Below are 21,186 nucleotides of genomic sequence, written 5' to 3'. Positions count from 1 at the left end.
TCAGCGCAGGCCGACACCGACCGAGAAGTCGCGCCGCCCCCGCCCGGACGGGTCGAAGGTGTAGTCCACGCGGATCATCGCGACCGTCACGCGCAGCCCGAGGTTCTGCGTCAGCGCGGGGAGCCGGTCCACCCCCGCCCCGCCGACGATGTGCCGCAGCGTCACGCTCGGCGCGCCGGCGAACGGGAGGCGCACCACGGGCACGGGGATCGTGTAGCGCGTCTCCGCCCACGCCAGCTGGTCGCCCCCCTGGTCGAGCAGGAAGCGCGACGGGATGGTCCCGCCGCCGCCGACGTACGCGTACCGCTGCGACGGCACCGTGCCGCCGAGCGTCCCGACGGCGTGCGCGAAGAGGGCGAGCCGGTGGTCGCGGAAGCCCGGGAGCGCGACCTCGGCGTCGAAGGTGGCCTGCGCGAAGGGGGACCCGCGCGCCACGTCCACCGCCTGCTCGACCTGCAGCGTCACGTCGCCGGTGGACGTCTCGGTCTCGGCGCGCCACCGCGCGCCGGCGAGGAGCGACGCGATGCGGCCGCCGGTCACGGCCGGGTTGAAGCGGCGAATCCCCTCCGGGTCGTCGCGGCGCAGCACGGAGTACGGGGCGCTCGCGGCGCCCGAGTCGCGCGGCACCGACCACGCGCGTTCCAGCTGCGCGCCGACGAACGGCTCGACGACGTGCCGGGTGGTCTCCCACCGGCGGCGCACCAGCCCCGTGGCGCGGTCGGCGCGGTACCAGTTCCGGGTGTCGGAGCCGAGCCCCAGGGCGAGCGCGCTGTTGATGATGTCGCCGCGGATCCAGGCGTCGTTGCTCCACGTGCCGCGTGCCGCCGCCACCTCGACGGTCGTGCGCCGCGACGCGTCGAGCTGGACGCGCAGCCCCGGGTCCACCGTGCCCAGGTGGGTGCGCCAGGTGACGGTCGGCTCGATCCGGACGCGGCCGGTGTCGAGGCGGATCTCGGGGCCGAAGGTGAGCGACAGCCCGTCGATCCGGTCGTAGCTCGGCAGGCGGAACCCGCGGAACCCCGGGAGCACCACGGCGGCCGCGTTCACCGCCTCCAGCGCGCGCACGCGCAGCGCCAGCGTCCCGTCGCCCTCCGGCAGCGCCGCGAAGCCGACGCGCTCGTAGCCGAGCATGCGGCCGTCGACGCGGGCGAGCGACGACTCCATCACCCGACCGCCCACGGCCACCGCGTCGCCCTCGACGACGGCGCCGGGGCGCAGGTACAGGTCGCCCAGGGCGAGCAGGTCGCCGCGCACCGTCCCCGCGACGCGGGCCGGCCCGACGACGATCAGCGTCGTGTCGGCGGCGACGGCGCGGCCGAGCGTCAGCCCGGTGTCGGGAGCGACCACGAGGAGGTGCGGGCGCGCCAGCGCCTCGCGCAGCCGGCGCCCGGCCTCCCCCGGTCCGACGTCGCGGACGGCGACGCGCGGCGCGCGCGCGCGCGCCGCGGCCAGCGCTCCCGCGCCGGCGGTGTCGGGGGGGAGCTGCGGGAACCCCGGCTCGCCGGGCGCCGCCGGCCGGTCGGGAACCGGTACCGGCACCGGTGCCGGTGCGGGAGACGGCGCGGGGGGCTGCGCGGCCGCCGCGCCCGGGGCGGCGAGGAGCGCGACCGTGAGCCCGCGTTCCAGCACCGCGCGTCGGAGCACCGGAGTCAGGTGGCGAGTCGGAGGAAGTTGGCGAGCAGCTCGCGCCCGCCCGTGGTCAGGATCGACTCGGGGTGGAATTGCACACCCCATACCGGATGGGTCCGGTGGCGCAGGGCGTGGATCTCCGTCGGGTCGTCCTCGGCGCGCGCGACGACCTCCAGCTCCGCCGGCAGCGACCCCGACTCGACCACCAGCGAGTGGTAGCGCATCACCGGCAGCGGGTCGGGAAGGCCGGCGAACAGCCCCGTCCCGTCGTGCCGGATCGTGGAGGTCTTGCCGTGCATCACGCGGGCGGCGCGGACCACGCGGCCGCCGTACGCCTCGCCGATCGCCTGGTGCCCGAGGCAGACGCCGAGGATCGGGATCTCGCCTCCCCACCGCCGCACCACGGGGACGGTGATCCCCGCCTCGGCCGGCGTGCAGGGCCCCGGCGAGAGCACGATCGCCCGCGGCCGCAGCGCGCCGATCGCCTCGACGTCGATGGCGTCGTTGCGCCGCACCACCGGGTCCGCCCCCAGGTCGCCGAGGTACTGGACCAGGTTGTAGGTGAACGAGTCGTAGTTGTCGATGACGAGGATCATGTCGCGGGGATCATGGCCTCGGATGATACTGCCGGTGGACGCTGCGCAGGAATTCCCGGTCGACGTGGGTGTAGATCTGCGTCGTCGCGATGTCGGCGTGCCCGAGCATCTCTTGCACCGCGCGCAGGTCCGCGCCCCCCTCGAGCAGGTGGGTGGCGAACGAGTGCCGGAGCGTGTGCGGCGACACCGCCTTCTCGATCCCGGCGCGCTCGACGTGCTTGCGCAGGATCGTCCACGCCCCCATGCGCGTCAGCGGCTCGCCGCGCGCGTTCAGGAACAGGATCCCCTTCCCCTGCCCCTTCTCCAGGCGCGGGCGCAGCTCGCGCAGGTAGACGGCCGCGGCGCCGATCGCGGAGCGCCCGATTGGCACGAGCCGCTCCTTGCTCCCCTTGCCGAACACGCGCAGCAGCTGGTCGTCGAACACCAGGTCCTGCACGCGGAGCCCGATCCACTCGGAGACGCGCAGCCCGGCGCCGTACGCCAGCTCCAGCATCGCGCGGTCGCGGAACGCGAGCGGCTCCTCGACGCTCGGCGACGCGAGCAGCCGCTCGACCTCGGCGACCGTGAGCACCTCGGGGAGCGTGCGCCACCGCTTCGGCGTCTCCAGCCGCTCGCTGGGGTCCTTCGCGACGTGTCCCTCCGACACGAGGAAGCGGTAGTACGTGCGGACCGCGCTGACGGTGCGCCGGATGGACGACGGCGCGAGCCCCAGGTCCTTGAGGTGGAAGACGAACTCGCGGAGCGCGCGCGGCGTCGCGTCGGCAGGCGCGGCCGCCCCCGCGGTGCGCGCGAACAGCGCGAAGCGCGCGACGTCGCGCGCGTACGCCTCGCGCGTCGTGTCGGCGGAGCCCCGCTCGAGCGCCAGGTGGTCCTGGAACAGCTCCAGCCGGAACGCGCGCGCGACCTCGTCCGGGACGTCGAAGGCGCTCACGCCGCGCGCCGCCGGCGGCGCAGCCACCACACCAGCAGCCCGCCCGCGACCAGCACGGCGGCGCCGATCCCGAGCCAGCGCTGCCCTTCCGCGACCCTCGCCTGCAGCGCCTCGAAGTTGGCGCCGGCCGTGAACGCGAAGTAGGTGATGGCGCCGTACCAGACGGCGGAGGCGACGCCCATCGCGATCGCCGCGCGCGCCGCGCCGAGCCGCAGCGCCCCCGCGAAGGGCGGGACCAGCGCGCGCACGCCGGGGAGGAAGCGGCTCACCACCAGCGCCCAGACGCCGTACTTCCCGTACAGCGCCTCCAGCTTCGCGTGCCCGACCGCGCCCCCGCCCATGCGACGGAGCACGCGCTCGGCGCCGTAGCGCCAGCCCACCCAGTACATGAGCATCGCGCCCGCGATGTTGCCGGCGAACGTGGCGAGGAACGAGCCGACGGCGCTCGCCTGGCCGCGCGCGGCGATGAAGCTGCCGAAGGCGACGACCGTGTCGGCCGGGAGCGGCGGGAAGACGTTCTCCGCCGCCGCGGTCACGGCCAGCGCGAGGTACAGCGCGAGCGGGGGGAGCCCCTCGAACCAGGCGAGCAGCTGCTGCAGCACGGACCCGGTCGTCAGCCGTCGGCGCGCGCCAGCGCGGCCACCGCGTGCGCGGCCAGCCCCTCGCCCGCGCCGATCCACCCGAGCCCCTCGTTGGTCTTCCCCTTCACGAACACGGCGTCGGGGGCGCAGCCGAGCGCCTCGGCCAGGCGCGCGCGCATCGCAGCGCGGTGGGGGCCGACCCTGTGCCGCTCGCAGACGACGGCGACGTCGACGTTCGCCACGCGCCACCCGGCGTCGCGCACCCGGCCGACGGCGAGGCGCAGCATCTCCATCGAGTCGCGGCCGGCGTTCTCGGCGGCGGTGTTGGGGAACAGCTCGCCGATGTCGCCGATGCCGGCGGCGCCCAGCACCGCGTCGGTCACCGCGTGCGCGGCGACGTCGCCGTCGGAGTGCGCGACGACGCGCGCGTCGCCCGGGAGCCGCACGCCGGCGACCACCAGCGGGTGCCCGTCGGCGCCGAAGCGGTGCGAGTCGTACCCGACGCCGACGCGGATCACGCCGCGGCGCCCACCGGCGGGAGCGCGGACGCGGGCACCGGGTCGCGCCCCGGGAGGATGACGCGGTAGTCCTGGGTGCGGCGCGCGGCGGTGAAGCCCGCATCGGCGATGAGGCGCTCCATCTCCTCGATCGTCGTGCGGTGCGTCGTGTTGGCCGCCGAGACGACGTTCTCCTCGATCATCAGCGAGCCGAAGTCGTTGCACCCGAACTTCAGCGCCATCTGCCCCACCTTCATCCCCATCGTCACCCAGCTCGCCTGGAGGTTGGGGACGTTGTCGAGCGCGATGCGCGAGATCGCGACCGTGCGCAGGTACTCCGTCGCGTCGGTCTTGACCATGTGCGAGAACTCGGGGGTGTTCTCGGGCTGCAGCGGCCAGGTGATGAACGCGGTGAAGCCGCCGGTGCGCGCCTGCAGGTCGCGCACGCGCCGCAGGTGCTCCAGCCGCTCGGCCAGCGTCTCCCCGAGGCCGTACATCATGGTCACGGAGGTCTTCATCCCCTCCTGGTGCGCGATCTCCATGATCTCGAGCCAGCGGTCGGCGCCGGCCTTCTTGGGCGCCGCGATGTCGCGCACGCGCTGGACGAGGATCTCGCCGCCGCCGCCCGGGATCGAGTCGAGCCCGGCCGCCTTCAGCTCGCGCACGACGTCGCGCGCGTCGATCCGGAAGCGCGTCGCGAAGAAGTCGACCTCGCTCGGGCTGAAGCCGTGGATGTGGATCGGGTGGTTGCGCTTGATGTAGCGCAGCAGCTCCAGGTACCAGTCGAACGGGATGTACGGGTTGTGCCCGCCCTGGATCAGGATCTGGACGCCGCCGAGCGCCTTCGTCTCGTCGATCTTCTGCCCGATCTGCTCGTAGGAGAGCGTGTACCCCTCGCCGTGCTTCGGCCGGCGCGCGAAGGCGCAGAAGCCGCAGTCGGCGACGCAGACGTTCGTGTAGTTGATGTTGCGGTCGACGATGTACGTCACGACGCCGTGCGGGTGCTTCGCCTCGCGGATCGCGTCGGCGGTCGCGCCCAGCTCCAGCAGGGGCGCGTTGGCGTACAGGTCGAGGAGGTCGCGCATGGACACGGTGGAGTGCGTCAGGCCGCCGGCAGGAAGGCCAGGCGCCCGTCGGGGACGCGGCCGGCGGCCACGAGCCGGTTGAAGAACTCGGTGAGCCCCGCGAGGTGCGGGAGCGAGAGGCGCCAGTCCAGCCCCGACAGGTACTCGTCGCACACGGAGCGCGCGATGCCGGTGGCGCGGTGCGCCTGCGCCGACAGCTCGCCCAGGTGCGCGACGCCCCAGTCGCGGCTCTCGACGAGCGCCGCGTGCACCCGCAGCGCGTCGGCCACCGGCGTCGTACGCTGCGCGACCCAGACGGCGAACACGAACGGGAGCCCGGTCCAGCGCTTCCACTCGGCGCCGAGGTCGTAGACGTGCGCGTACGGGGGCGGGGCGTCGGCCGCGGCGTCGCGCGGGCCGGCGCCGAGCAGGAGCGCGGCGTCGCCGATGACGAGGCGCGCCGGCCGCCCGGCGCCGCGCTCGAATCGCCCGAGGTCCGCGATCTCGGCGTCGCCGCGCACGAAGCTCGGGCGCGACCTCCAGACGTGCGTGAACAGCAGCTCGAGCAGCAGCACGCTGGTCATCGAGCTGGCGCTGACGACCACCTGCCGGCCGTCGAGCGCCTCGGCCGGCTCGTCGCTGAACAGGAGGACCGAGCGCACCGGGCCGTCGCAGGTGATGCCGAGGTCCGGCAGGAGCAGCAGACGCTCGTGGTGCTGCGCGTACTCGACCGCGGAGACCACGCTGACGTCGAGCGCCCCCTCGGCGACGCCGCGGTTGAGCGCCGTCGGCACCCCGTCGACCAGCGTCGCGTCGAGCGGGACGAGCCCGCGGTCGATGGCGCCGTAGACCGGGTAGCAGTTGACGTACGGGATCCGGCCGACGCGGAGCGGGGCGCCCTGCATCACGCGGCCGCCGCGGCGGGCGCCGGGCCGTCGAAGGTGCGCAGCACGTGGTAGAACGAGTCGCGCTCGGCGGGGACCTTCCCCGCCCCGCGGATCAGCGCCAGCAGCCCGTCGAGCGACATCGACTGCGACGTCCGCGCGCCGACGGCGTGGTAGATCTTCTCGCGCACGACGGTCCCCTCGAGGTCGTTCACGCCGAAGTGCAGCGCGACCTGCGAGACCGGCTGGCCGACCATGATCCAGTGCGACTTGACGTGCGCGAAGTTGTCGAGGAACAGCCGGCCGACGGCGAGGTTCTTCAGGTCGTCGATCCCGGTGGTCGACGTCCCCTGCCGGTTCAGCCGCTTCCCGAGCTCGTTGTCGTCGGGGTGGTAGGCCAGCGGGATGTAGGCGAGGAAGCCGCCCGTCTCGTCTTGCAGGTCGCGCAGCATCTGCAGGTGCTCCATCCGCTCCTCGAACGACTCCACGTGGCCGTAGAGCATCGTGCAGTTGGTGCGGATACCGAGCTGGTGGGCGACCCGGTGCACGCCGATGTAGTCGGCGCCGCCGAGCTTCTTGCCGGCGATCTGCTCGCGCACCGCGGCGCTGAACGTCTCGGCGCCGCCGCCCGGCATCGTGTCGAGCCCCGCCTCGCGCAGCGTCGTCAGCACCTCGGCCCACGACAGCTTCTCGATGCGCGCGATGTGCGCGATCTCGACCGCGGTCAGCGCCTTGAGGTGCACGTGCGGGAAGTTCGCCTTCAGCGCGCGGAACATCTCGACGTAGTAGGCGAGCCCCGCCTGCATGTCGAGCCCGCCGACGATGTGGAACTCGCGCGTCAGCCCGTCCGCCGCGTGCGCCGCCTCGGCGAGCACCTGGTCGATCGTGTAGCGGTAGGCGCCGTCCTCCTTGGGGAGGCGCGCGTAGCCGCAGAACGCGCACGTCTTGCGCAGGACGCAGACGTTGGTCGGGTTGATGTGCTGGTTCGACGCGAACGTCACCACGTCGCCGTGGCGCGCGCGGTTGGCCGCGTCGGCCATGGCCCCAACGCCGAACAGGTCGGGCGACCGGAAGAGCGCGACGCCGTCCTCGCGCGTCAGCCGCTCCCCCGCGCGCACCTTCTCGGCGATGGGCCGGAGGGCCGGGTCGCGGAGGCGGGCCGGGTCGACGGCGACGGGGGACGGCATCGGGTGCTGCTCCTGGACGCGCGGGGGCGCGTCGCGGTCGGGGATCGGACTACGGCTCGAACGTGCGGACGGCGAGGGTCGCGTTGTGCCCGCCGAAGCCCGAGCTGTTGCTGATGGCGACCCGGATGTCGCGGCGGCGCGGCGCGTTCGGCGTCACGTCGAGGTCGATCTCGGGGTCGGTCTGGAAGTGGTTGATCGTCGGCGGGACCGTCTGGTCCTGGATCGCCATCGCGCAGGCGATGAACTCGATCGCGCCGGCGGCGCCGAGCATGTGCCCGGTACACGACTTCGTCGAGCTGACGCTGAGCCCCCCGATCGCGTCGCCGAACACGGCGCGGATCCCGCGCGCCTCGTTCGGGTCGTTCAGCGGCGTCGAGGTGCCGTGCGCGTTGACGTACTGCACGTCCGACGGCTGCAGCCCGGCATCGGCGAGGCAGCGGCGCATCGCGCGCTGCAGCCCCGCGTGGTCCTCGCGCTGCCCCGTGAGGTGGTAGGCGTCGCCGGTGGCGGCGTACCCCACGATCTCGCCGTAGATGCGGGCGCCGCGCGCCTGCGCGTGCTCCAGCGCCTCGAGGATCACGACCCCCGCGCCCTCGCCCATCACGAAGCCGTCGCGGTCCTTCTCGAACGGGCGCGAGGCCGTGGCCGGGTCGTCGTTGCGCGTCGACAGCGCGCCCATGTTGGCGAAGCCGCCGATGGACATGGGCGTCACCGCCGCCTCGGAGCCGCCGGCGATCATCACGTCGGCGCTGCCGTACTGGATGGCGCGGAAGGCCTCGCCGATGGCGTGGGCGCTGGTCGAGCAGGCCGACACGATGCCGAAGTTCGGCCCCTGCGCGTTGAAGCGCATGGACACGACGCCGGCCGCGATGTCGGAGATGAACATCGGGATGAAGAACGGCGAGATGCGCTTCGCCCCCGACTGCATGTACGTCGCGTGCTGCTCCTCGAAGGTGCGCAGCCCGCCGATCCCCGAGCCGATCAGGACGCCCGTCTCCTCGGGGACGTAGCCCGACCCCTCGCCGAAGCCGGCGTCCTGCATCGCCTGCACCGAGGCGGCCATCGCGTACTGCGTGTACAGGTCGGACCGCTTGGCCTCCTTGCGGTCCATGTACTGGCCGATGTCGAAGTCCTTCACCTCGCACGCGAAGCGGACCGCGAACGTGGCGGGGTCGAACTTGGTGATCGGCGCGGCCCCCGAACGGCCCTCGAGCAGCGCGCGCCAGGTCGTCGCCACGTCGTTCCCGACCGGCGAGACCGCACCGAGACCCGTGACGACGACCCGGCGTCGCATCAACCCGCGACCTTCGTGTTCAGGTACGCGATCGCGTCCCCGACCGTGCGGAGCTTCTCCGCCTCCTCGTCCGGGATGTCGATGTTGAACTCCTTCTCGAACTCCATGACCAGCTCGACGATGTCGAGCGAGTCGGCGCCCAGGTCGTCGATGAAGCTCGCGTCGTCGGTCATCTTCTCGCGCTCGACGCCGAGCTCCTTCTCGATGATGTCCTTGACCTTGTTGCTGTAGTCCGCCATGGGAGTGCCGAAGGGTGTGGAGGGACGTGGGGTGCGGTCGAGCCGCCCAAAGATACTCGGGCCGCGGGACGGATGGAACGCCGGAACTGGCCGTGTGGCCAGCAGTTGCCCCCTCCGACCGCCGAACGCCGATCGGCCGGCGCCGGTGCCCGGACGGGGGGCTACATCACCATGCCGCCGTCGACGACGAACACCTGCCCGGTGATGTAGTCGGCCAGCGGCGAGGCCAGGAAGGCCACCATCCCGGCGATGTCGCGCGGGCTCCCGAAGCGCTCCAGCGGGATCATCCCGGCCATGCCGGCCTTCGCCTCCTCGGTCATCGCCGCCGTCATGTCGGTGGCGATGAAGCCGGGCGCGACGACGTTGGCGAGGATGTTCCGGCTCGCCAGCTCCTTGGCCACGCTCTTGGTCAGGCCGATGAGCCCCGCCTTGCTGGCGGCGTAGTTGGCCTGCCCCTTGTTGCCGGTGATGCCGACCACGGAGGCGATGTTGATGACGCGCCCCCAGCGCCGCTTCATCATCCCGCGGGTCGCCGCCCGCGTGGTGGCGAAGGCGCCGCGCAGGTTGGCGTCGATCACCGCGTCCCAGTCGTCGTCCTTGAGGCGCATGAGCAGGTTGTCGCGCGTCAGCCCGGCGTTGTTCACCAGCACGTCCACGCGCCCGAGCGCCTTCTCGACCTGCTCGATCAGCGCGGCGGCCTGCGCCAGGTCGCCCACGTCGGCGGCGAAGCCCTGCGCGCCGCGCCCGATCTCGGCCGCCGCGGCGTCGGCGCGCCCCTGGTCGCGCCCCACCACGGCCACGGTGGCGCCGCACTCGGCGAGGGTCTCGGCGATGGCGCGGCCGATGCCGCGGGTGCTGCCGGTGACGAGGGCGACGCGGTCCTTCAGGTCGATCTGCATGGCGCGGGGCGCGGTCAGGCGGCGGAGGGGGCGGCCAGGCGCGCCAGCAGCGCCTCGACCTCGGGGGCGGTGCCGCAGGGGAGCGTCTCCACCCCCGGGGCGATCTTCTTCACGAGCCCGGCCAGCACGGTCCCGGGGCCCATCTCGACGTAGAGCGCGTCGGGGTGCGCGGCGGCCAGCGCCTGCACCAGCGCCGTCCAGCGCACCGGGGCGCCCAGCTGCTCGGCCAGCAGGCGGCGCGTCTCGTCGGCGGTGCGCACCGGCGCCGCGCTGACGTTGGCGAACACGGGGAACGCCGGGTCGCGCAGCGGCGCCGCGGCGAGCGCCGCCTCGAGACCGGCGCGCGCCGGCGCCATGAGCGGTGAGTGGAAGGCGCCGCTCACCTGCAGCCGCACCGCGCGCTTCACGCCGGCCGCCTTGGCCAGCTCCATCGCCTTCTCGACCCCGGCGACCTCGCCCGAGATGACGAGCTGCCCGGGGGAGTTGTAGTTGGCCGGCACCACCTCGCCGGCGGCCGCGGTGGCCTCGGCGCAGATCTCCTCGATCGGGCGGTCGGGATCGCCGAGCAGCGCCGCCATCGCGCCCGGGCGGGCGACGCCGGCCTCGTACATGAGCTGCCCGCGGCGGCGCACGAGTCGCGCGCCGGTGGCGGCGTCCATCGTGCCGGCCGCGTGGTGCGCGGTGAACTCGCCGAGCGAGTGGCCGGCCGCCGCCACGACGTGCGGGCGCGCGGCGTCGCGCACCACGGCCCACGCCGCGGCGCCGTGCGCCAGCAGCGCGGGCTGCGCGTTGTGCGTCAGCGTGAGCGCGTCGGCGGGGCCGTCGTACATGATCGGCGTGAGCGGCGCGTCGAGCGCGGCGTCGATCTCGGCGAGCGTCGCGCGCGCCGCCGGGAACGCGTCGGCGAGGTCGCGCGCCATGCCGGGCTTCTGCGAGCCCTGGCCGGGGAACAGCAGGACGAGCGGTCGCATGCGGGGCGGGAGCGGGTCGGTCTGGGTCAGAAGCGCACGACCATCGAGGCCCACGTGAAGCCGGCGCCGAAGGCCACCAGCAGCACGGTGGAGCCCTCCTTCACGCGCCCGCGCTCGACCGCCTCGTCGAGCGCGATGCCGATCGACGCCGACGAGGTGTTCCCGAAGCGGTCGACGTTGACGTAGACCTTGTCCATCGGGATGTTCGCGTGCTTCGCGGTCGCCTCGATGATGCGCACGTTGGCCTGGTGCGGGATCATCACGTCGATGTCGGCGCCGGTCAGGCGCGCGCCGTCGAGCGCGCGGTCGGCGGCCTCGCTCATCGAGCGCACGGCGTGCTTGAACACCTCGCGCCCGGCCATCTTCACGAAGTGCGAGCGGTCGGTCAGCACCGCCTCGGTGAACGGCACCGTGGCGCCGCCGGCCGGGCGCCACAGCAGCTCGGCGAGCTGCCCGTCGCTGCGCATGAACGTCGACAGGATCCCCTTGGCGTGCTTCGGGTCGTCGGTGCGGCGCGTGTGGTCGCGCGCCTTGAGCACCACGGCGCCGGCGCCGTCGCCGAACAGCACGCACGTCGCGCGGTCGGACCAGTCGACGATGGCGCTCATCTTCTCGGCGCCGACGACGAGGATCGTCTGCGCGGCGCCCGACGCGATCAGCCCCTCGGCGACGGTGATCCCGTACAGCCACCCGGAGCACGCCGCGGAGATGTCGAACGCCGCCGCGCGCTGCGCGCCGAGGGCCGCCTGCAGGTCGACGGCGGTCGCGGGGAGGAGGCGGTCGGGGGTCGCGGTGCTGAGCACGATGACGTCGAGGTCCCCGGCCTGCACCCCCGCCTTCTCCATCGCGCGGCGCGCGGCGTCGGCGGCCATCGAGCAGGTGCTCTCCCCCTCCCCGGCCAGCCGGCGCTCGTGGATCCCGGTGCGCTCGACGATCCAGTCGTGCGTCGTCTCGATCCCGCGCGACGCGAAGTCGTGGTTGGTCAGGACGGTGGCCGGGACACCGCGGCCGGTGCCGGCGACGTACGCGACGGGACGCTTCACGTGGTCTGGGCCGAGGCGCGCGACGAGGCGCGCGACGGTGGGACGGGAGGCGGCGCGGGGCGCGGCCGCCTCAGGCGGTCGGCGCCCCGTCGGTGGCCGCGCGGGCGGCGGTCGCCTCGGCCAGGCGGCGGCCGACGTGGTCGCTCATGCGCGACTCGACGGCGCGCACCGCGACGCGGATGGCGTTCTTGATCGCGCGCGGGCCGCTCTTGCCGTGCGAGATGATGCTGACGCCCTTCACGCCGAGCAGCGGCGCGCCGCCGTGGTCGGCGTAGTCCAGCTCGCGGAACGCCTGCTCCAGCGACTCGCGCTCCGCGTGCAGCGCCTTGGCGAACATCCCCATCAGGGTGGGGGCGAGCGCCTCGTAGAACTTGAGGAGCACGTTGCCGACGAAGCCGTCGCAGACGACCACGTCGATCGGGCCGTTCTCGCACTCGCCGACCGGGATGTCGCGCCCCTCGACGTTGCCGAGGAAGCGCACGCCGGCGGTGTGCAGCAGGAGCTGGTGCGCCTCCTTCACGGCGGCGTTCCCCTTCTCCGGCTCCTCGCCGATGGACAGCAGGCCGACGCCCGGGTCGGGGCGGCCGAGCATGTCCTCGGCGTACACCGTCCCGATGCGGGCGAACTGGACCAGCTCCTCGGCGGAGCAGTCGACGTTGGCGCCCGAGTCGAGGACGACGACCGGCTTGCGCGCGGTCGGGAACAGGGTGGAGATGGCGGGGCGCGCCAGCCCCTCGTGGCGCCCGAGCACGAAGGCGGACGCCGCCATCTGCGCGCCGGTGTTGCCGGCGGAGACGAAGGCGTCGGACTTCCCCTCGGCCTGGAGGCGCAGGCCGACGACCATGGAGCTGTGCGGCTTGCCGCGCAGCGCCACGGTGGGCTTGTCCGTCATCGCGATGACGTCGGGGGCCTCGACGAGGTCGAGGCGGTCGCGTACCGCGGCGTGGGCCGCGAGCTCGCCGGACAGCAGGTCGTCGAGGGTGTCCTGGACGACGCGGGTCTGGCCGACGAGCTGGAGCGTGTGTCCGCGGTCGAGCTCGGCCAGCGCCAGGATCGCGCCGGCCACCGCGGCACGGGGGGCGAAGTCGCCCCCCATCGCGTCCAACGCGACGCGCGCCAACGTCAGGCTTCCTGGGCCGCCACGCGGAGCTCACCCGCGTAGTAGCCGCACTCCTCGCAGACGCGGTGGGGACGCTTGGGGGACGAGCACTGCGGGCACGCCTGCAGCGCGATCGCGGGCGCGGCCTTGTGCGTGTTGCGGGCGCGCTTCTTCCGCTTGGAGGTGCGGCGCTTCGGGACGGCCATCGGAGGATACCAAGAGCTGGGGAATCAGTCGGCGGCGGGGCGGTCCGCCGCGGCGCCGCCGAGGGCGTCGCGGAGGGTCTCCCACCGGGGGTCGGGCGTGGCGTGCGCGTGCTGCGGGTCCGCGTTCAGGTCCGCGCCGCACTGGGGGCAGAGCCCCCGGCAGTCCTCGCGGCACAGCGGGTACGCCGGGGCGGCCAGGAGCCACTCCTCGCGCACGGCGGGCCGGAGGTCGAGCAGCCGGTCGCTCGGGTCGAACGGGTACGCGTCGGACTCGTCGCCCGCCTCGTCCAGCCCTTCCTCCGCGAAGATCAGGTGCGCGTCGACGTCGATGGCGGACGTGACGTCCGTCAGACAGCGGCGGCACTCGCCGGTCGCCGTCCCCTGCATCCGCCCGCTGAAGTAGAAGCGCCCCGGGCCGGCGGCCGACAGCCGACCGGTCACCCGGATGGCCGTCGCGGGAATCAGGTCGCCCTCGACCCAGATCGGGTCGGTGGGCGCGAGCTCCCCGTCGACGGCCTCGGCCTTCGACTCGAGCGAGCGGATGTCAAAGGACAGCATAGCCGCGAAAGCTAGCGGCCCCGCCGGGGCAATTCAAGTGACGTCCAGGCCGGCACTTAGCCCCCCCCGTGCGCCCCCGCCCCGCCGGCGCTCAGCCGACGATCTCGGTCTGGGCGAAGTAGAAGGCGATCTCGCGGGCCGCGTTCTCGTCCGAGTCCGACGCGTGGATCGCGTTCCGCCCCTTCGACTCCGCGTACAGCTTCCGCACCGTCCCCTCGGCGGCCTCGGCCGGGTCGGTCGCGCCGATCGCCTCGCGCAGCGCGGCCACGGCCCCGTCCTTCTCAAGCACGATCGGCATGCACGGCCCCGAGGTCATGAAGCTCACGAGCTCGCCGTAGAACGGGCGCTCCTTGTGGACCTCGTAGAACGCCCCCGCCTCGGCCTGCGACAGGTGCGTCACCTTCCCCGCGACCAGGCGGAAGCCCTTCTCCTCGAGCAGCGCCAGGACCTTCCCCGCCTTCCCCGAGCCGAACGCGTCGGGCTTGATGATCGCGAGCGTGCGATTGCCGGCCATGTTCCGTGATCTCCGCGGGCCGCTCAGGACCCGATCAGCTTGCGAACGATGTCCCCGCGCGTGAGGAACCCGACCAGCCGCCCCTCGCGCACGACCGGGACCCGGTCGACGTCCTTGTTGGTCATCATGGCGGCCACCTCGGCCACCGGCTGCTCGGGGGAGACGCACAGCACCTGCCGCGTCATCACGTCCCGCACCGCCCGCGGCCGCCCGTCGGGCGCGGCCGGCGTCCCCGCCGCCGGCGCCTGGTGGCCGCCGCGGTGAAGATAGTTGTTCAGGAGGTGCTGGAGCAGTTCGCGCTGCGACAGCATCCCCACCACCCGCCCCCCGTCGTCGACCACCGGGAGCCCGGCCACGCCGGCGCGCACCATGTCGAGCGCGGCGTCCTTGAGCGGCGCGTCGGGCGAGACCGACCGCGGGCGCTCGGTCATGAGGTCGCGCACGATCAGCTGGTCGCGCAGCGTCACCTGCGCCAGCACGGGGAGCGCCGCCAGCGCCTCGGCCGTCGGCTGCGACAGCACCTCGGCGACCACGGCGGGCTTGGAGAGCAGCCGGGCGAAGGCGCCCACCACCTGCAGGTAGAGCGCGGCCTGCCGCGGGTGGGCGGCGATGAGCAGGACGATGCTCGCCGACTGCGTCTCGTCGCTCTCCCCGAGCTCGCGCTCGACGGGCGCGCGGGTGACGCCGAGGGCGACCACCAGCTCGCGCACCGCGTCGCTCCGGTAGTGCAGGAGGAACGCGCGGTCGCCCATCCCCACCACGTCCTCGGCGCGCTCCTCGGCGACGCGGGCGCGCAGCCGCTCGGGGTGCGCCACCGCGCCGTCGCGCACCAGCCGGTCCAGCAGCGCCATGGCGGCGTGCTGCAGCGTCGGCCCCGGCAGCGGGACCACCACGCGCTCGGCGCGGACGAAGTCGGCGAGGTTCATGAAAACGAAGCCGCGGACTGCGGGCTGCGGATCCGTACCCGCAGTCCGCAGTCCGCAGCGTCGGCAGGGGTCAGCTCAGGCGCTCGCGGACGAGCTCCACGAAGTCGATCGGCCGCTGCGCGACGCCCATCCCGGCCGCCTTGAACGCGTCGATCTTCTCGGCCGCGGTCCCCGACGAGCCCGAGATGATGGCGCCCGCGTGGCCCATGCGGCGCCCCGGCGGGGCCGTCTGGCCGGCGATGAAGCCGACGACCGGCTTGGTCATCTTCTCCTTGATGAACGCGGCGGCGTCCTGCTCGTCCGTCCCGCCGATCTCGCCCATCATCGCCACGACCTTCGTGTCCGGGTCGTTCTCGAACGCCTGCAGCACGTCGATGAATCCCGTGCCGTTGATCGGGTCGCCGCCGATGCCGACGCAGGTGCTCTGGCCGAGCCCCGCCTTCGTGAGGTGGTTCACCACCTCGTACGTCAGCGTCCCCGAGCGGCTCACGACGCCCACGTTGCCGGGTGTGCAGATGCGGCCGGGGATGATGCCGACCTTGCTCTGCCCCGGGGTGATGGCGCCCGGGCAGTTCGGGCCGAGCAGGCGCGCGCCGCGCTCGATGACGTAGGGGCGCACCTTGAGCATGTCGATGACCGGCACGCCCTCGGTGATGCAGACGACGAACTGCACGCCCGCGGCGGCGGCCTCCATCATCGCGTCGGCCGCGAACGGCGGCGGCACGTAGATGACCGACGTGTTGGCGCCCGTCTCCTTCACCGCCTCCTCGACGGTGTTGAACACCGGCACCGAGCCCTCGAACTTCTGCCCGCCCTTGCCCGGGGTCACGCCGGCGACGACCTGCGTGCCGTACTCCATCATCTGCTTGGCGTGGAACGAGCCGTCGCGGCCCGTGATCCCCTGCACGATGAGGCGCGTGTCCTTGTCGATGAAGACGCTCACTTGCCGCCCTCCGTCGCGAGCTGGACGGCCTTCTTGACCGCCTCGTCCATGTCGGTGAGCGCCGTGAAGCCGTTGTCCGAGAGGATCTTCACCGCGATCTCCTCGTTCGTGCCGGTGAGGCGGATCACGATGGGCACCTTGAGCGGGTTCTGCTTCGTCGCCGTCACGATCCCGTTGGCCACGTCGTCGGTGCGCGTGATGCCGCCGAAGATGTTGAACAGGATCGCCTTCACGTTCTCGTCCGCGGTGATGATGCGGAGCGCGTTGACGACCTTCTCGGGGTTCGACGAGCCGCCGATGTCGAGGAAGTTCGCCGGCTCGCCGCCGTAGAACTTCACCAGGTCCATCGTCGCCATCGCGAGCCCGGCGCCGTTCACGATGCAGCCGACGTTGCCGTCCAGCTTGATGAACGTGAGGTTCGCGTTGCGCGCGTCCACCTCGCTCGGCGCCTCGCTGCTCTCGTCGCGCAGCGCCTCGAGGTCCTTGCGGCGCTCCAGCTCGTTGTCGTCGATCACCATCTTCGCGTCGACGGCGATCACCTCGCCGGCCGGCGTCACGACGAGCGGGTTGATCTCGGCGAGCGAGCAGCCGTTCTCGACGAACGCCGTGTAGAGCTGCTGCATGATCTTCCCCGCCGCGCGCGCCTGCTTCGCGTCCTGGTAGAGGAAGAAGCCGAGCTGCTGCGCCTCGAAGGGGAGCAGCCCGAAGCGCGGGTCGACCGGGAAGTACTTGATCTTCTCCGGCGTCGTGGCCGCGACCTCCTCGATGTCGATCCCGCCGGCGGCGCTGACCATGAAGACGGCCTTCTTGGTCGCGCGGTCGACGATGATGCCGACGTACGCCTCGGTCCCGATGTCCGCCGCCTCGGTGACGAGGACCTTCTCGACGGTCAGCCCCTTGATGTCCATGCCGAGGATCGCGGTCGCCTTCTCGCGCGCGGCCTCGGGAGTCGGGCAGAACTTTACGCCGCCGGCCTTGCCGCGGCCGCCGACGTGCACCTGCGCCTTCACCATGACCGGCTTGCCGACCCGCCGAGCGATCGCCTCGGCCTCGTCCGGCGTCGTCGCGACCTCCCCGGGGGGGATCGGCACGCCGTAGCGGCGAAGCACGTCCTTCGCCTGGTACTCGTGGATGTTCACTGGGCTCTCCGAATGGTGGATGGCCGCGCGCGGCGCCTCGGGGGGCGCCGGGGGCGGCAGCCGGGCAAGCTACCGGGCCGCTCGGGATACGGGCAACCCGGCCCGACCGCTCAGCGGGGCGCGCCGACGGCCGCGCCGAGCGAGTCGAGCGTGCGCCCGAAGCGCGCCCAGTCGCCGCGCTGGAGCGCCTGGCGCATGGCCTCGTACAGCCCGCGGGCGCGCGTCAGCCGGTCCCCCTGCGCGGCCCCCGCCTCGGTCGGCTCGGCCCCGAGCGCGCTGGCCAGCGTGCGCCCCACGCGCGTCGTGTCGGCGGTCGCGGCCACCACGGCGGTCACCGACGGTACGTCGCGCGAGTCGTCGTAGGCGGGCTGCAGGAAGGCGAGGTCGCCGCGCACCGGGAGCACGCGCAGCTGGCCGAGCTTCGGCGAGACCGGGGCCCCGCCGGCCGCCGGGATCGTGGCCACGGCGGCCGCGAGGGCGCCGCGCAGCTGGTCGGCCAGCTCGGGCCAGCGCGGGTACGCGGGGCGCGCCGGCACCCACAGCGACGTCGGCGAGGCGCCGCCGAGCACCACCACGATCCCGTCCAGCCGGCTCGCCGCGTCGACCAGCGGGAGCGTCCACGCCGGCGTCGGACGGCCGCCGGCCGGCGCCGGCAGGAGCGACGGCGCGCGCGCGGCCGACCAGATGGCGCTGTCGCCGGCCATCCCGCCCGTGAGCCGCCGCGGCGCGATCACCCCCGCCCCGCGCGCCCCGTGCTGCGCGTAGATCAGCGACTGGATGAGCGCCCCGTCGGTCGGCGGCGGGATCGCCGCCGCCAGCGCCTGGTCCACCGCGCTGGACGGGAGGAAGAGGCGCGGGAAGCGGCGGATCCAGACGCGCGCCAGCGCCCCGGGCGCCGAGTCGGCGACGAGGCGCACGGCGCCCGAGCGCGCGTTCACGATCGCGACCGCGGCGTGCTGGAAGTAGCTGCGCTCCGAGCGCGCGACGAGGTAGTGCGCGCTCAGCGGATAGGCGTCGCTCGCGGCGTACAGGTGCAGCACCCAGAAAAGCGAGTCGCCGACCAGCGCCGGGTGCAGCGCGTCCCCCTGCGCGAAGAACGGCGCCAGAGCGCGCACCCGCTCGCGCGGGTCGCGGCGGTAGACGAGCTTCGGCGACCGCGCGGCGTCGAAGTCGGTGCGGAACGCCAGGCGCAGGTCGCGCCGCGCCCACGCGTGCGCGAGCCGCGTCCCCCACCCGTCCACCGGGTCGCCGACCACGTCGCGCGCGGCCTGCGGCACCACCGCCAGCCCCACCGCGTCCGGGTAGACCAGCACCGAGTCGATGCGGCGCCCCGCGTCCTCGAGCGCGCGCACGTCGGTGGTGACCGCCAGCGGCCGCCCGTCGGCGTCGGTGCGCGCGGCGTCGACCGACACCACGGTCCACTCGGCGAACTCCACGTCCGACGGCGCCGACTCGGGGCGCTCCACCAGCAGCGCGCGCAGCCCGCCGTCGGGGGCGGCCTGCCACCCCACCTCGGCCACCGGCGTGCCGCCGCGCCGCGCCCGCTCCATCGACTTGAGCAGCGCCGCGGGGTCCCAGACGCTCGTGCGGGCGGCCAGCGCGGGGAGCGAGTCGACGCCGTAGCCGGCCGGCGCCGGGCGCACCGCGTCGGCGGCGTAGGCCCGGCGCGTGTAGAGCGCGCGCGTCTGCGCGTAGGCGGCGTCGAGCCGCGCGCGCTCGTCCGGACGCGTCATCTGCGTCAGCACCAGCGGCGCCATCCAGCGCGAGATCAGCGTGAGGCCGAGGACGCCCGTGACCACCCAGAAGGCCAGGCGCGGCTGCCCGGCCCACCCGGCGCGGAGCACCGCGAGCGACGCCAGCGCGGTCGCGATCCCGAGCCCGAAGCGCACCGGGAGGCCGGCGCGGTGGTCGGCGAGCGTGAACAGCCCGTTCTCGCCGCTGCCGGCGACGAGCAGGCTGTACGCGTCGAGGCGGTGCCCCCACGCCAGCAGGAGCAGGAGCCCGACGCCGAGTACGGTCACGTGGCGGCGCACGTGGTTGCTGAGGCGCACGCGCCCGCGCACCACCCGGAGCCCCGGCGTCAGCGCGTAGCACGCGAGCACCAGCGCGCCCACCGCGAGCAGCACGAACAGCGCCCACGTGTAGAGCGCGTGCTCCAGCGGGAGCCAGTGCACGTGGTAGCCGAGGTCGTGCCCCGTGAACGGCTCCAGCTCCGCGAACGATCCGCCGGCGCGCAGCGCGATCACCGGCTGCCAGGCGTCGAGCGGGAGGGCGAGCAGCGCGCCGACGGCGAGCGACAGTGCCGCGGCGGCCCAGAGGAGCCGGTGGCCGGGCACCGTCTCGCCGATCTCGAGGTCGCCCAGCCGGCGCGGCAGCACGAAGCGCTCGACCGAGCTGACGACGCCGTACAGGTTGGCGAAGCAGACCAGCGCCGCCGCCAGCGCGCAGCTCCCGCGCAGCAGCCAGAGCCCGAACTCGCGCGCCCGCCACACGTCGAGCGCCGCCGGGCCGAACGCCGCGTACCAGCGGCGCTCGACGACCAGCTCGGCCACCGCGCGCCCCATCAGCAGCAGCGCGGCGGCGGCGAGCGCGAGCGCCAGGAAGCGGCGCCGGTTCACGCGCTCAGTGGCCGACGCCCGGCGTCGGGTCGACGCCCTGCGCGCGCAGCCACGCCTCCATCTCGCCGCGGATCTCCGCCAGCCGCTCGGCCGAGCGCGCCTCGTAGCGCGTGACGAGGATCGGCTGCGTGTTGGAGGCGCGGATCAGCCCCCACCCGTCGCCGAACAGGACGCGCGCGCCGTCGACGTCGACCACCTCGCGCGACGCCTTGAAGTGGCGCACCGCGGCGTCGACCAGCGCGAACTTGCGCGACTCGTCGACGTCGACCCGCAGCTCGGGGGTCGACACGAACGGCGGCACGTCGCCGAGCATCGCGGACACCGCGCGCCCGTCGTCGGCGACGATCCGGAGCAGCCGCGCCGCGCCGTACAGCGCGTCGTCGTGGCCGTAGAAGCCCTCGGTGAAGAACATGTGGCCGCTCATCTCGCCGGCCAGCGGGGCGTGCGTCTCCTTCATCCGGTCCTTGATGAGGGAGTGCCCCGTCTTCCACATCACGGGCTCGCCGCCCGCGGCGCGGATCGCGTCGGGGAGCGCCTGCGAGCACTTCACGTCGAAGATGATCGGCTGCCCGCGCCCGGTCCGCGCCAGCACGTCGCGCGCGTACAGGATGAGCAGGTGGTCGCCCCAGACGATCTCGCCGCGCTCGTCGACCAGCCCGATGCGGTCGGCGTCGCCGTCGAACGCCACGCCGAGGTCCGCCCCCTCGCGCCGCACCGCGGCCACGAGGTCCTGCAGGTTCTCGACGACGGTCGGGTCGGGGTGGTGGTTCGGGAAGGTGCCGTCGCTCTCCGCGTACAGGTGCGTCACGCGGGCGCCGAGGCGCTCCAGCAGCTGCGGCCCGACCAGCGCGCCGGCGCCGTTGCCGTAGTCGGCGACGACGTGCAGCGGGCGCGAGAGCCGCCCCGTGCGCGCGACCACGTCGTCGACGTAGCGGTCGATCACCGCGGCCTCGCGGACCTTTCCCTCCCCCGCCGGGAACGCGCCCGCGACCGCCAGGCGGTACAGCTCCTGGATCGCCTCCCCGTGCATCGAGCCGCGGCCCAGGGAGATCTTGAAGCCGTTGTACTGCGGCGGATTGTGCGAGCCGGTGATCTGGATGCCGCCGACGACGGGCTCGTGGTGGAGCGTCCAGTACGTCAGCGGCGTCGGGACCACGCCCACGTCCACCACGTCGAACCCGGACTCGGTGAGCCCGCGCACCAGGCCGTCGCGCAGCCCGTCGCCGCTCGGCCGGTTGTCGCGGCCGACCGCGACCTCGCCGGCGATGCCGCGCGCGTGCAGGAAGTCGGAGGCCAAGCGGTCTTAGGAAGACAAATCGTGGTCTCAACTCCTTGGCTCACAGAACGACATGGCTACGATCCGACTTG

At 73.8% G+C, this 21,186-nt stretch carries 22 protein-coding genes; all 22 read right to left on the bottom strand.

Features of this window, described 5'->3' with window-relative positions; all coding sequences use genetic code 11:
* A complete protein-coding gene (locus PYV61_RS03605) occupies positions 1–1,539 on the bottom strand; it encodes a polymer-forming cytoskeletal protein (protein ID WP_275828416.1) in 1,539 nt (512 codons plus the stop codon).
* A gap of 110 nt (positions 1,540–1,649) precedes the next feature.
* On the bottom strand, positions 1,650–2,225 hold the full coding sequence (locus PYV61_RS03600) for an aminodeoxychorismate/anthranilate synthase component II (RefSeq protein WP_275828414.1): 576 nt from the start codon (positions 2,223–2,225) through the stop codon (positions 1,650–1,652).
* Between the two features lie 10 nt (positions 2,226–2,235).
* On the bottom strand, positions 2,236–3,156 hold the full coding sequence (gene xerD, locus PYV61_RS03595) for a site-specific tyrosine recombinase XerD (protein ID WP_275828412.1): 921 nt from the start codon (positions 3,154–3,156) through the stop codon (positions 2,236–2,238).
* On the bottom strand, positions 3,153–3,758 hold the full coding sequence (locus PYV61_RS03590) for a VTT domain-containing protein (protein WP_275828410.1): 606 nt from the start codon (positions 3,756–3,758) through the stop codon (positions 3,153–3,155). Before PYV61_RS03590 ends, xerD begins: the two co-directional genes overlap by 4 nt.
* An 11-nt stretch (positions 3,759–3,769) precedes the next feature.
* Positions 3,770–4,255 carry a 2-C-methyl-D-erythritol 2,4-cyclodiphosphate synthase gene (ispF, locus tag PYV61_RS03585; RefSeq protein ID WP_275828408.1) on the bottom strand — a complete coding sequence of 162 codons (486 nt, stop codon included), beginning with the start codon at positions 4,253–4,255 and terminating at the stop codon, positions 3,770–3,772.
* On the bottom strand, positions 4,252–5,319 hold the full coding sequence (gene mqnC / locus PYV61_RS03580; protein WP_275828406.1) for a cyclic dehypoxanthinyl futalosine synthase: 1,068 nt from the start codon (positions 5,317–5,319) through the stop codon (positions 4,252–4,254). The genes ispF and mqnC overlap by 4 nt, the downstream gene beginning before the upstream one ends.
* A gap of 17 nt (positions 5,320–5,336) precedes the next feature.
* Positions 5,337–6,203, bottom strand: a complete 867-nt coding sequence (locus PYV61_RS03575; protein WP_275828404.1) for a menaquinone biosynthesis protein — start codon at positions 6,201–6,203, stop codon at positions 5,337–5,339.
* Positions 6,203–7,369 carry an aminofutalosine synthase MqnE gene (mqnE, locus tag PYV61_RS03570; protein ID WP_275828401.1) on the bottom strand — a complete coding sequence of 389 codons (1,167 nt, stop codon included), beginning with the start codon at positions 7,367–7,369 and terminating at the stop codon, positions 6,203–6,205. The genes PYV61_RS03575 and mqnE overlap by 1 nt, the downstream gene beginning before the upstream one ends.
* A 49-nt stretch (positions 7,370–7,418) precedes the next feature.
* Complete coding sequence (gene fabF / locus PYV61_RS03565) at positions 7,419–8,663, bottom strand: beta-ketoacyl-ACP synthase II (protein ID WP_275828399.1); 1,245 nt, start codon at positions 8,661–8,663, stop codon at positions 7,419–7,421.
* Positions 8,663–8,902: an acyl carrier protein gene (locus PYV61_RS03560; RefSeq protein WP_275828397.1), complete on the bottom strand. Its 240-nt coding sequence runs from the start codon at positions 8,900–8,902 to the stop codon at positions 8,663–8,665. The genes fabF and PYV61_RS03560 overlap by 1 nt, the downstream gene beginning before the upstream one ends.
* 161 nt (positions 8,903–9,063) lie before the next feature.
* Positions 9,064–9,801 carry a 3-oxoacyl-[acyl-carrier-protein] reductase gene (fabG, locus tag PYV61_RS03555; protein WP_275828395.1) on the bottom strand — a complete coding sequence of 246 codons (738 nt, stop codon included), beginning with the start codon at positions 9,799–9,801 and terminating at the stop codon, positions 9,064–9,066.
* Between the two features lie 14 nt (positions 9,802–9,815).
* Positions 9,816–10,772 carry an ACP S-malonyltransferase gene (gene fabD / locus PYV61_RS03550; RefSeq protein WP_275828393.1) on the bottom strand — a complete coding sequence of 319 codons (957 nt, stop codon included), beginning with the start codon at positions 10,770–10,772 and terminating at the stop codon, positions 9,816–9,818.
* 26 nt (positions 10,773–10,798) lie between these two features.
* Positions 10,799–11,815, bottom strand: a complete 1,017-nt coding sequence (locus tag PYV61_RS03545; RefSeq protein WP_275828391.1) for a beta-ketoacyl-ACP synthase III — start codon at positions 11,813–11,815, stop codon at positions 10,799–10,801.
* A gap of 70 nt (positions 11,816–11,885) precedes the next feature.
* The gene (plsX, locus tag PYV61_RS03540; protein ID WP_345785203.1) at positions 11,886–12,935 is read right to left on the bottom strand and encodes a phosphate acyltransferase PlsX; all 1,050 of its coding nucleotides are present in this window, start codon (positions 12,933–12,935) and stop codon (positions 11,886–11,888) included.
* 2 nt (positions 12,936–12,937) lie between these two features.
* On the bottom strand, positions 12,938–13,120 hold the full coding sequence (rpmF, locus tag PYV61_RS03535) for a 50S ribosomal protein L32 (protein WP_275828389.1): 183 nt from the start codon (positions 13,118–13,120) through the stop codon (positions 12,938–12,940).
* 24 nt (positions 13,121–13,144) lie between these two features.
* Complete coding sequence (locus PYV61_RS03530) at positions 13,145–13,678, bottom strand: DUF177 domain-containing protein (protein WP_275828387.1); 534 nt, start codon at positions 13,676–13,678, stop codon at positions 13,145–13,147.
* Positions 13,679–13,769: 91 nt separating this feature from the next.
* A complete protein-coding gene (gene ndk / locus PYV61_RS03525; RefSeq protein ID WP_275828385.1) occupies positions 13,770–14,192 on the bottom strand; it encodes a nucleoside-diphosphate kinase in 423 nt (140 codons plus the stop codon).
* Between the two features lie 23 nt (positions 14,193–14,215).
* Positions 14,216–15,118, bottom strand: coding sequence for a CBS domain-containing protein (locus PYV61_RS03520; RefSeq protein WP_275828382.1), 903 nt, complete (start codon positions 15,116–15,118; stop codon positions 14,216–14,218).
* 70 nt (positions 15,119–15,188) lie between these two features.
* Complete coding sequence (gene sucD / locus PYV61_RS03515) at positions 15,189–16,061, bottom strand: succinate--CoA ligase subunit alpha (protein WP_275828380.1); 873 nt, start codon at positions 16,059–16,061, stop codon at positions 15,189–15,191.
* A complete protein-coding gene (gene sucC, locus PYV61_RS03510) occupies positions 16,058–17,200 on the bottom strand; it encodes an ADP-forming succinate--CoA ligase subunit beta (protein ID WP_275828378.1) in 1,143 nt (380 codons plus the stop codon). Before sucC ends, sucD begins: the two co-directional genes overlap by 4 nt.
* Positions 17,201–17,310: 110 nt before the next feature.
* The gene (locus PYV61_RS03505; protein WP_275828376.1) at positions 17,311–19,818 is read right to left on the bottom strand and encodes a UPF0182 family protein; all 2,508 of its coding nucleotides are present in this window, start codon (positions 19,816–19,818) and stop codon (positions 17,311–17,313) included.
* Between the two features lie 4 nt (positions 19,819–19,822).
* Positions 19,823–21,115 carry a phosphomannomutase/phosphoglucomutase gene (locus PYV61_RS03500; RefSeq protein ID WP_275828373.1) on the bottom strand — a complete coding sequence of 431 codons (1,293 nt, stop codon included), beginning with the start codon at positions 21,113–21,115 and terminating at the stop codon, positions 19,823–19,825.
* Positions 21,116–21,186: the final 71 nt, after the last annotated feature.

This window comes from Roseisolibacter sp. H3M3-2, assembly GCF_029211165.1.
Lineage (GTDB): Bacteria > Gemmatimonadota > Gemmatimonadetes > Gemmatimonadales > Gemmatimonadaceae > Roseisolibacter.
Note: the sequence above shows the minus strand (reverse complement) of the source record. Positions and strands in the feature narration are given on the sequence as shown.

Excerpts from the sequence above, each read along its gene's own strand:
- PYV61_RS03600 (WP_275828414.1), bottom strand. The coding sequence starts at position 2,225 with ATGATCCTCGTCATCGACAACTACGACTCGTTCACCTACAACCTGGTC.
- mqnC (WP_275828406.1), bottom strand. The coding sequence starts at position 5,319 with ATGCGCGACCTCCTCGACCTGTACGCCAACGCGCCCCTGCTGGAGCTG.
- PYV61_RS03575 (WP_275828404.1), bottom strand. The coding sequence starts at position 6,203 with ATGCAGGGCGCCCCGCTCCGCGTCGGCCGGATCCCGTACGTCAACTGC.
- mqnE (WP_275828401.1), bottom strand. The coding sequence starts at position 7,369 with ATGCCGTCCCCCGTCGCCGTCGACCCGGCCCGCCTCCGCGACCCGGCC.
- fabF (WP_275828399.1), bottom strand. The coding sequence starts at position 8,663 with ATGCGACGCCGGGTCGTCGTCACGGGTCTCGGTGCGGTCTCGCCGGTC.
- PYV61_RS03560 (WP_275828397.1), bottom strand. The coding sequence starts at position 8,902 with ATGGCGGACTACAGCAACAAGGTCAAGGACATCATCGAGAAGGAGCTC.
- fabG (WP_275828395.1), bottom strand. The coding sequence starts at position 9,801 with ATGCAGATCGACCTGAAGGACCGCGTCGCCCTCGTCACCGGCAGCACC.
- fabD (WP_275828393.1), bottom strand. The coding sequence starts at position 10,772 with ATGCGACCGCTCGTCCTGCTGTTCCCCGGCCAGGGCTCGCAGAAGCCC.
- rpmF (WP_275828389.1), bottom strand. The coding sequence starts at position 13,120 with ATGGCCGTCCCGAAGCGCCGCACCTCCAAGCGGAAGAAGCGCGCCCGC.
- PYV61_RS03530 (WP_275828387.1), bottom strand. The coding sequence starts at position 13,678 with ATGCTGTCCTTTGACATCCGCTCGCTCGAGTCGAAGGCCGAGGCCGTC.
- ndk (WP_275828385.1), bottom strand. The coding sequence starts at position 14,192 with ATGGCCGGCAATCGCACGCTCGCGATCATCAAGCCCGACGCGTTCGGC.
- PYV61_RS03520 (WP_275828382.1), bottom strand. The coding sequence starts at position 15,118 with ATGAACCTCGCCGACTTCGTCCGCGCCGAGCGCGTGGTGGTCCCGCTG.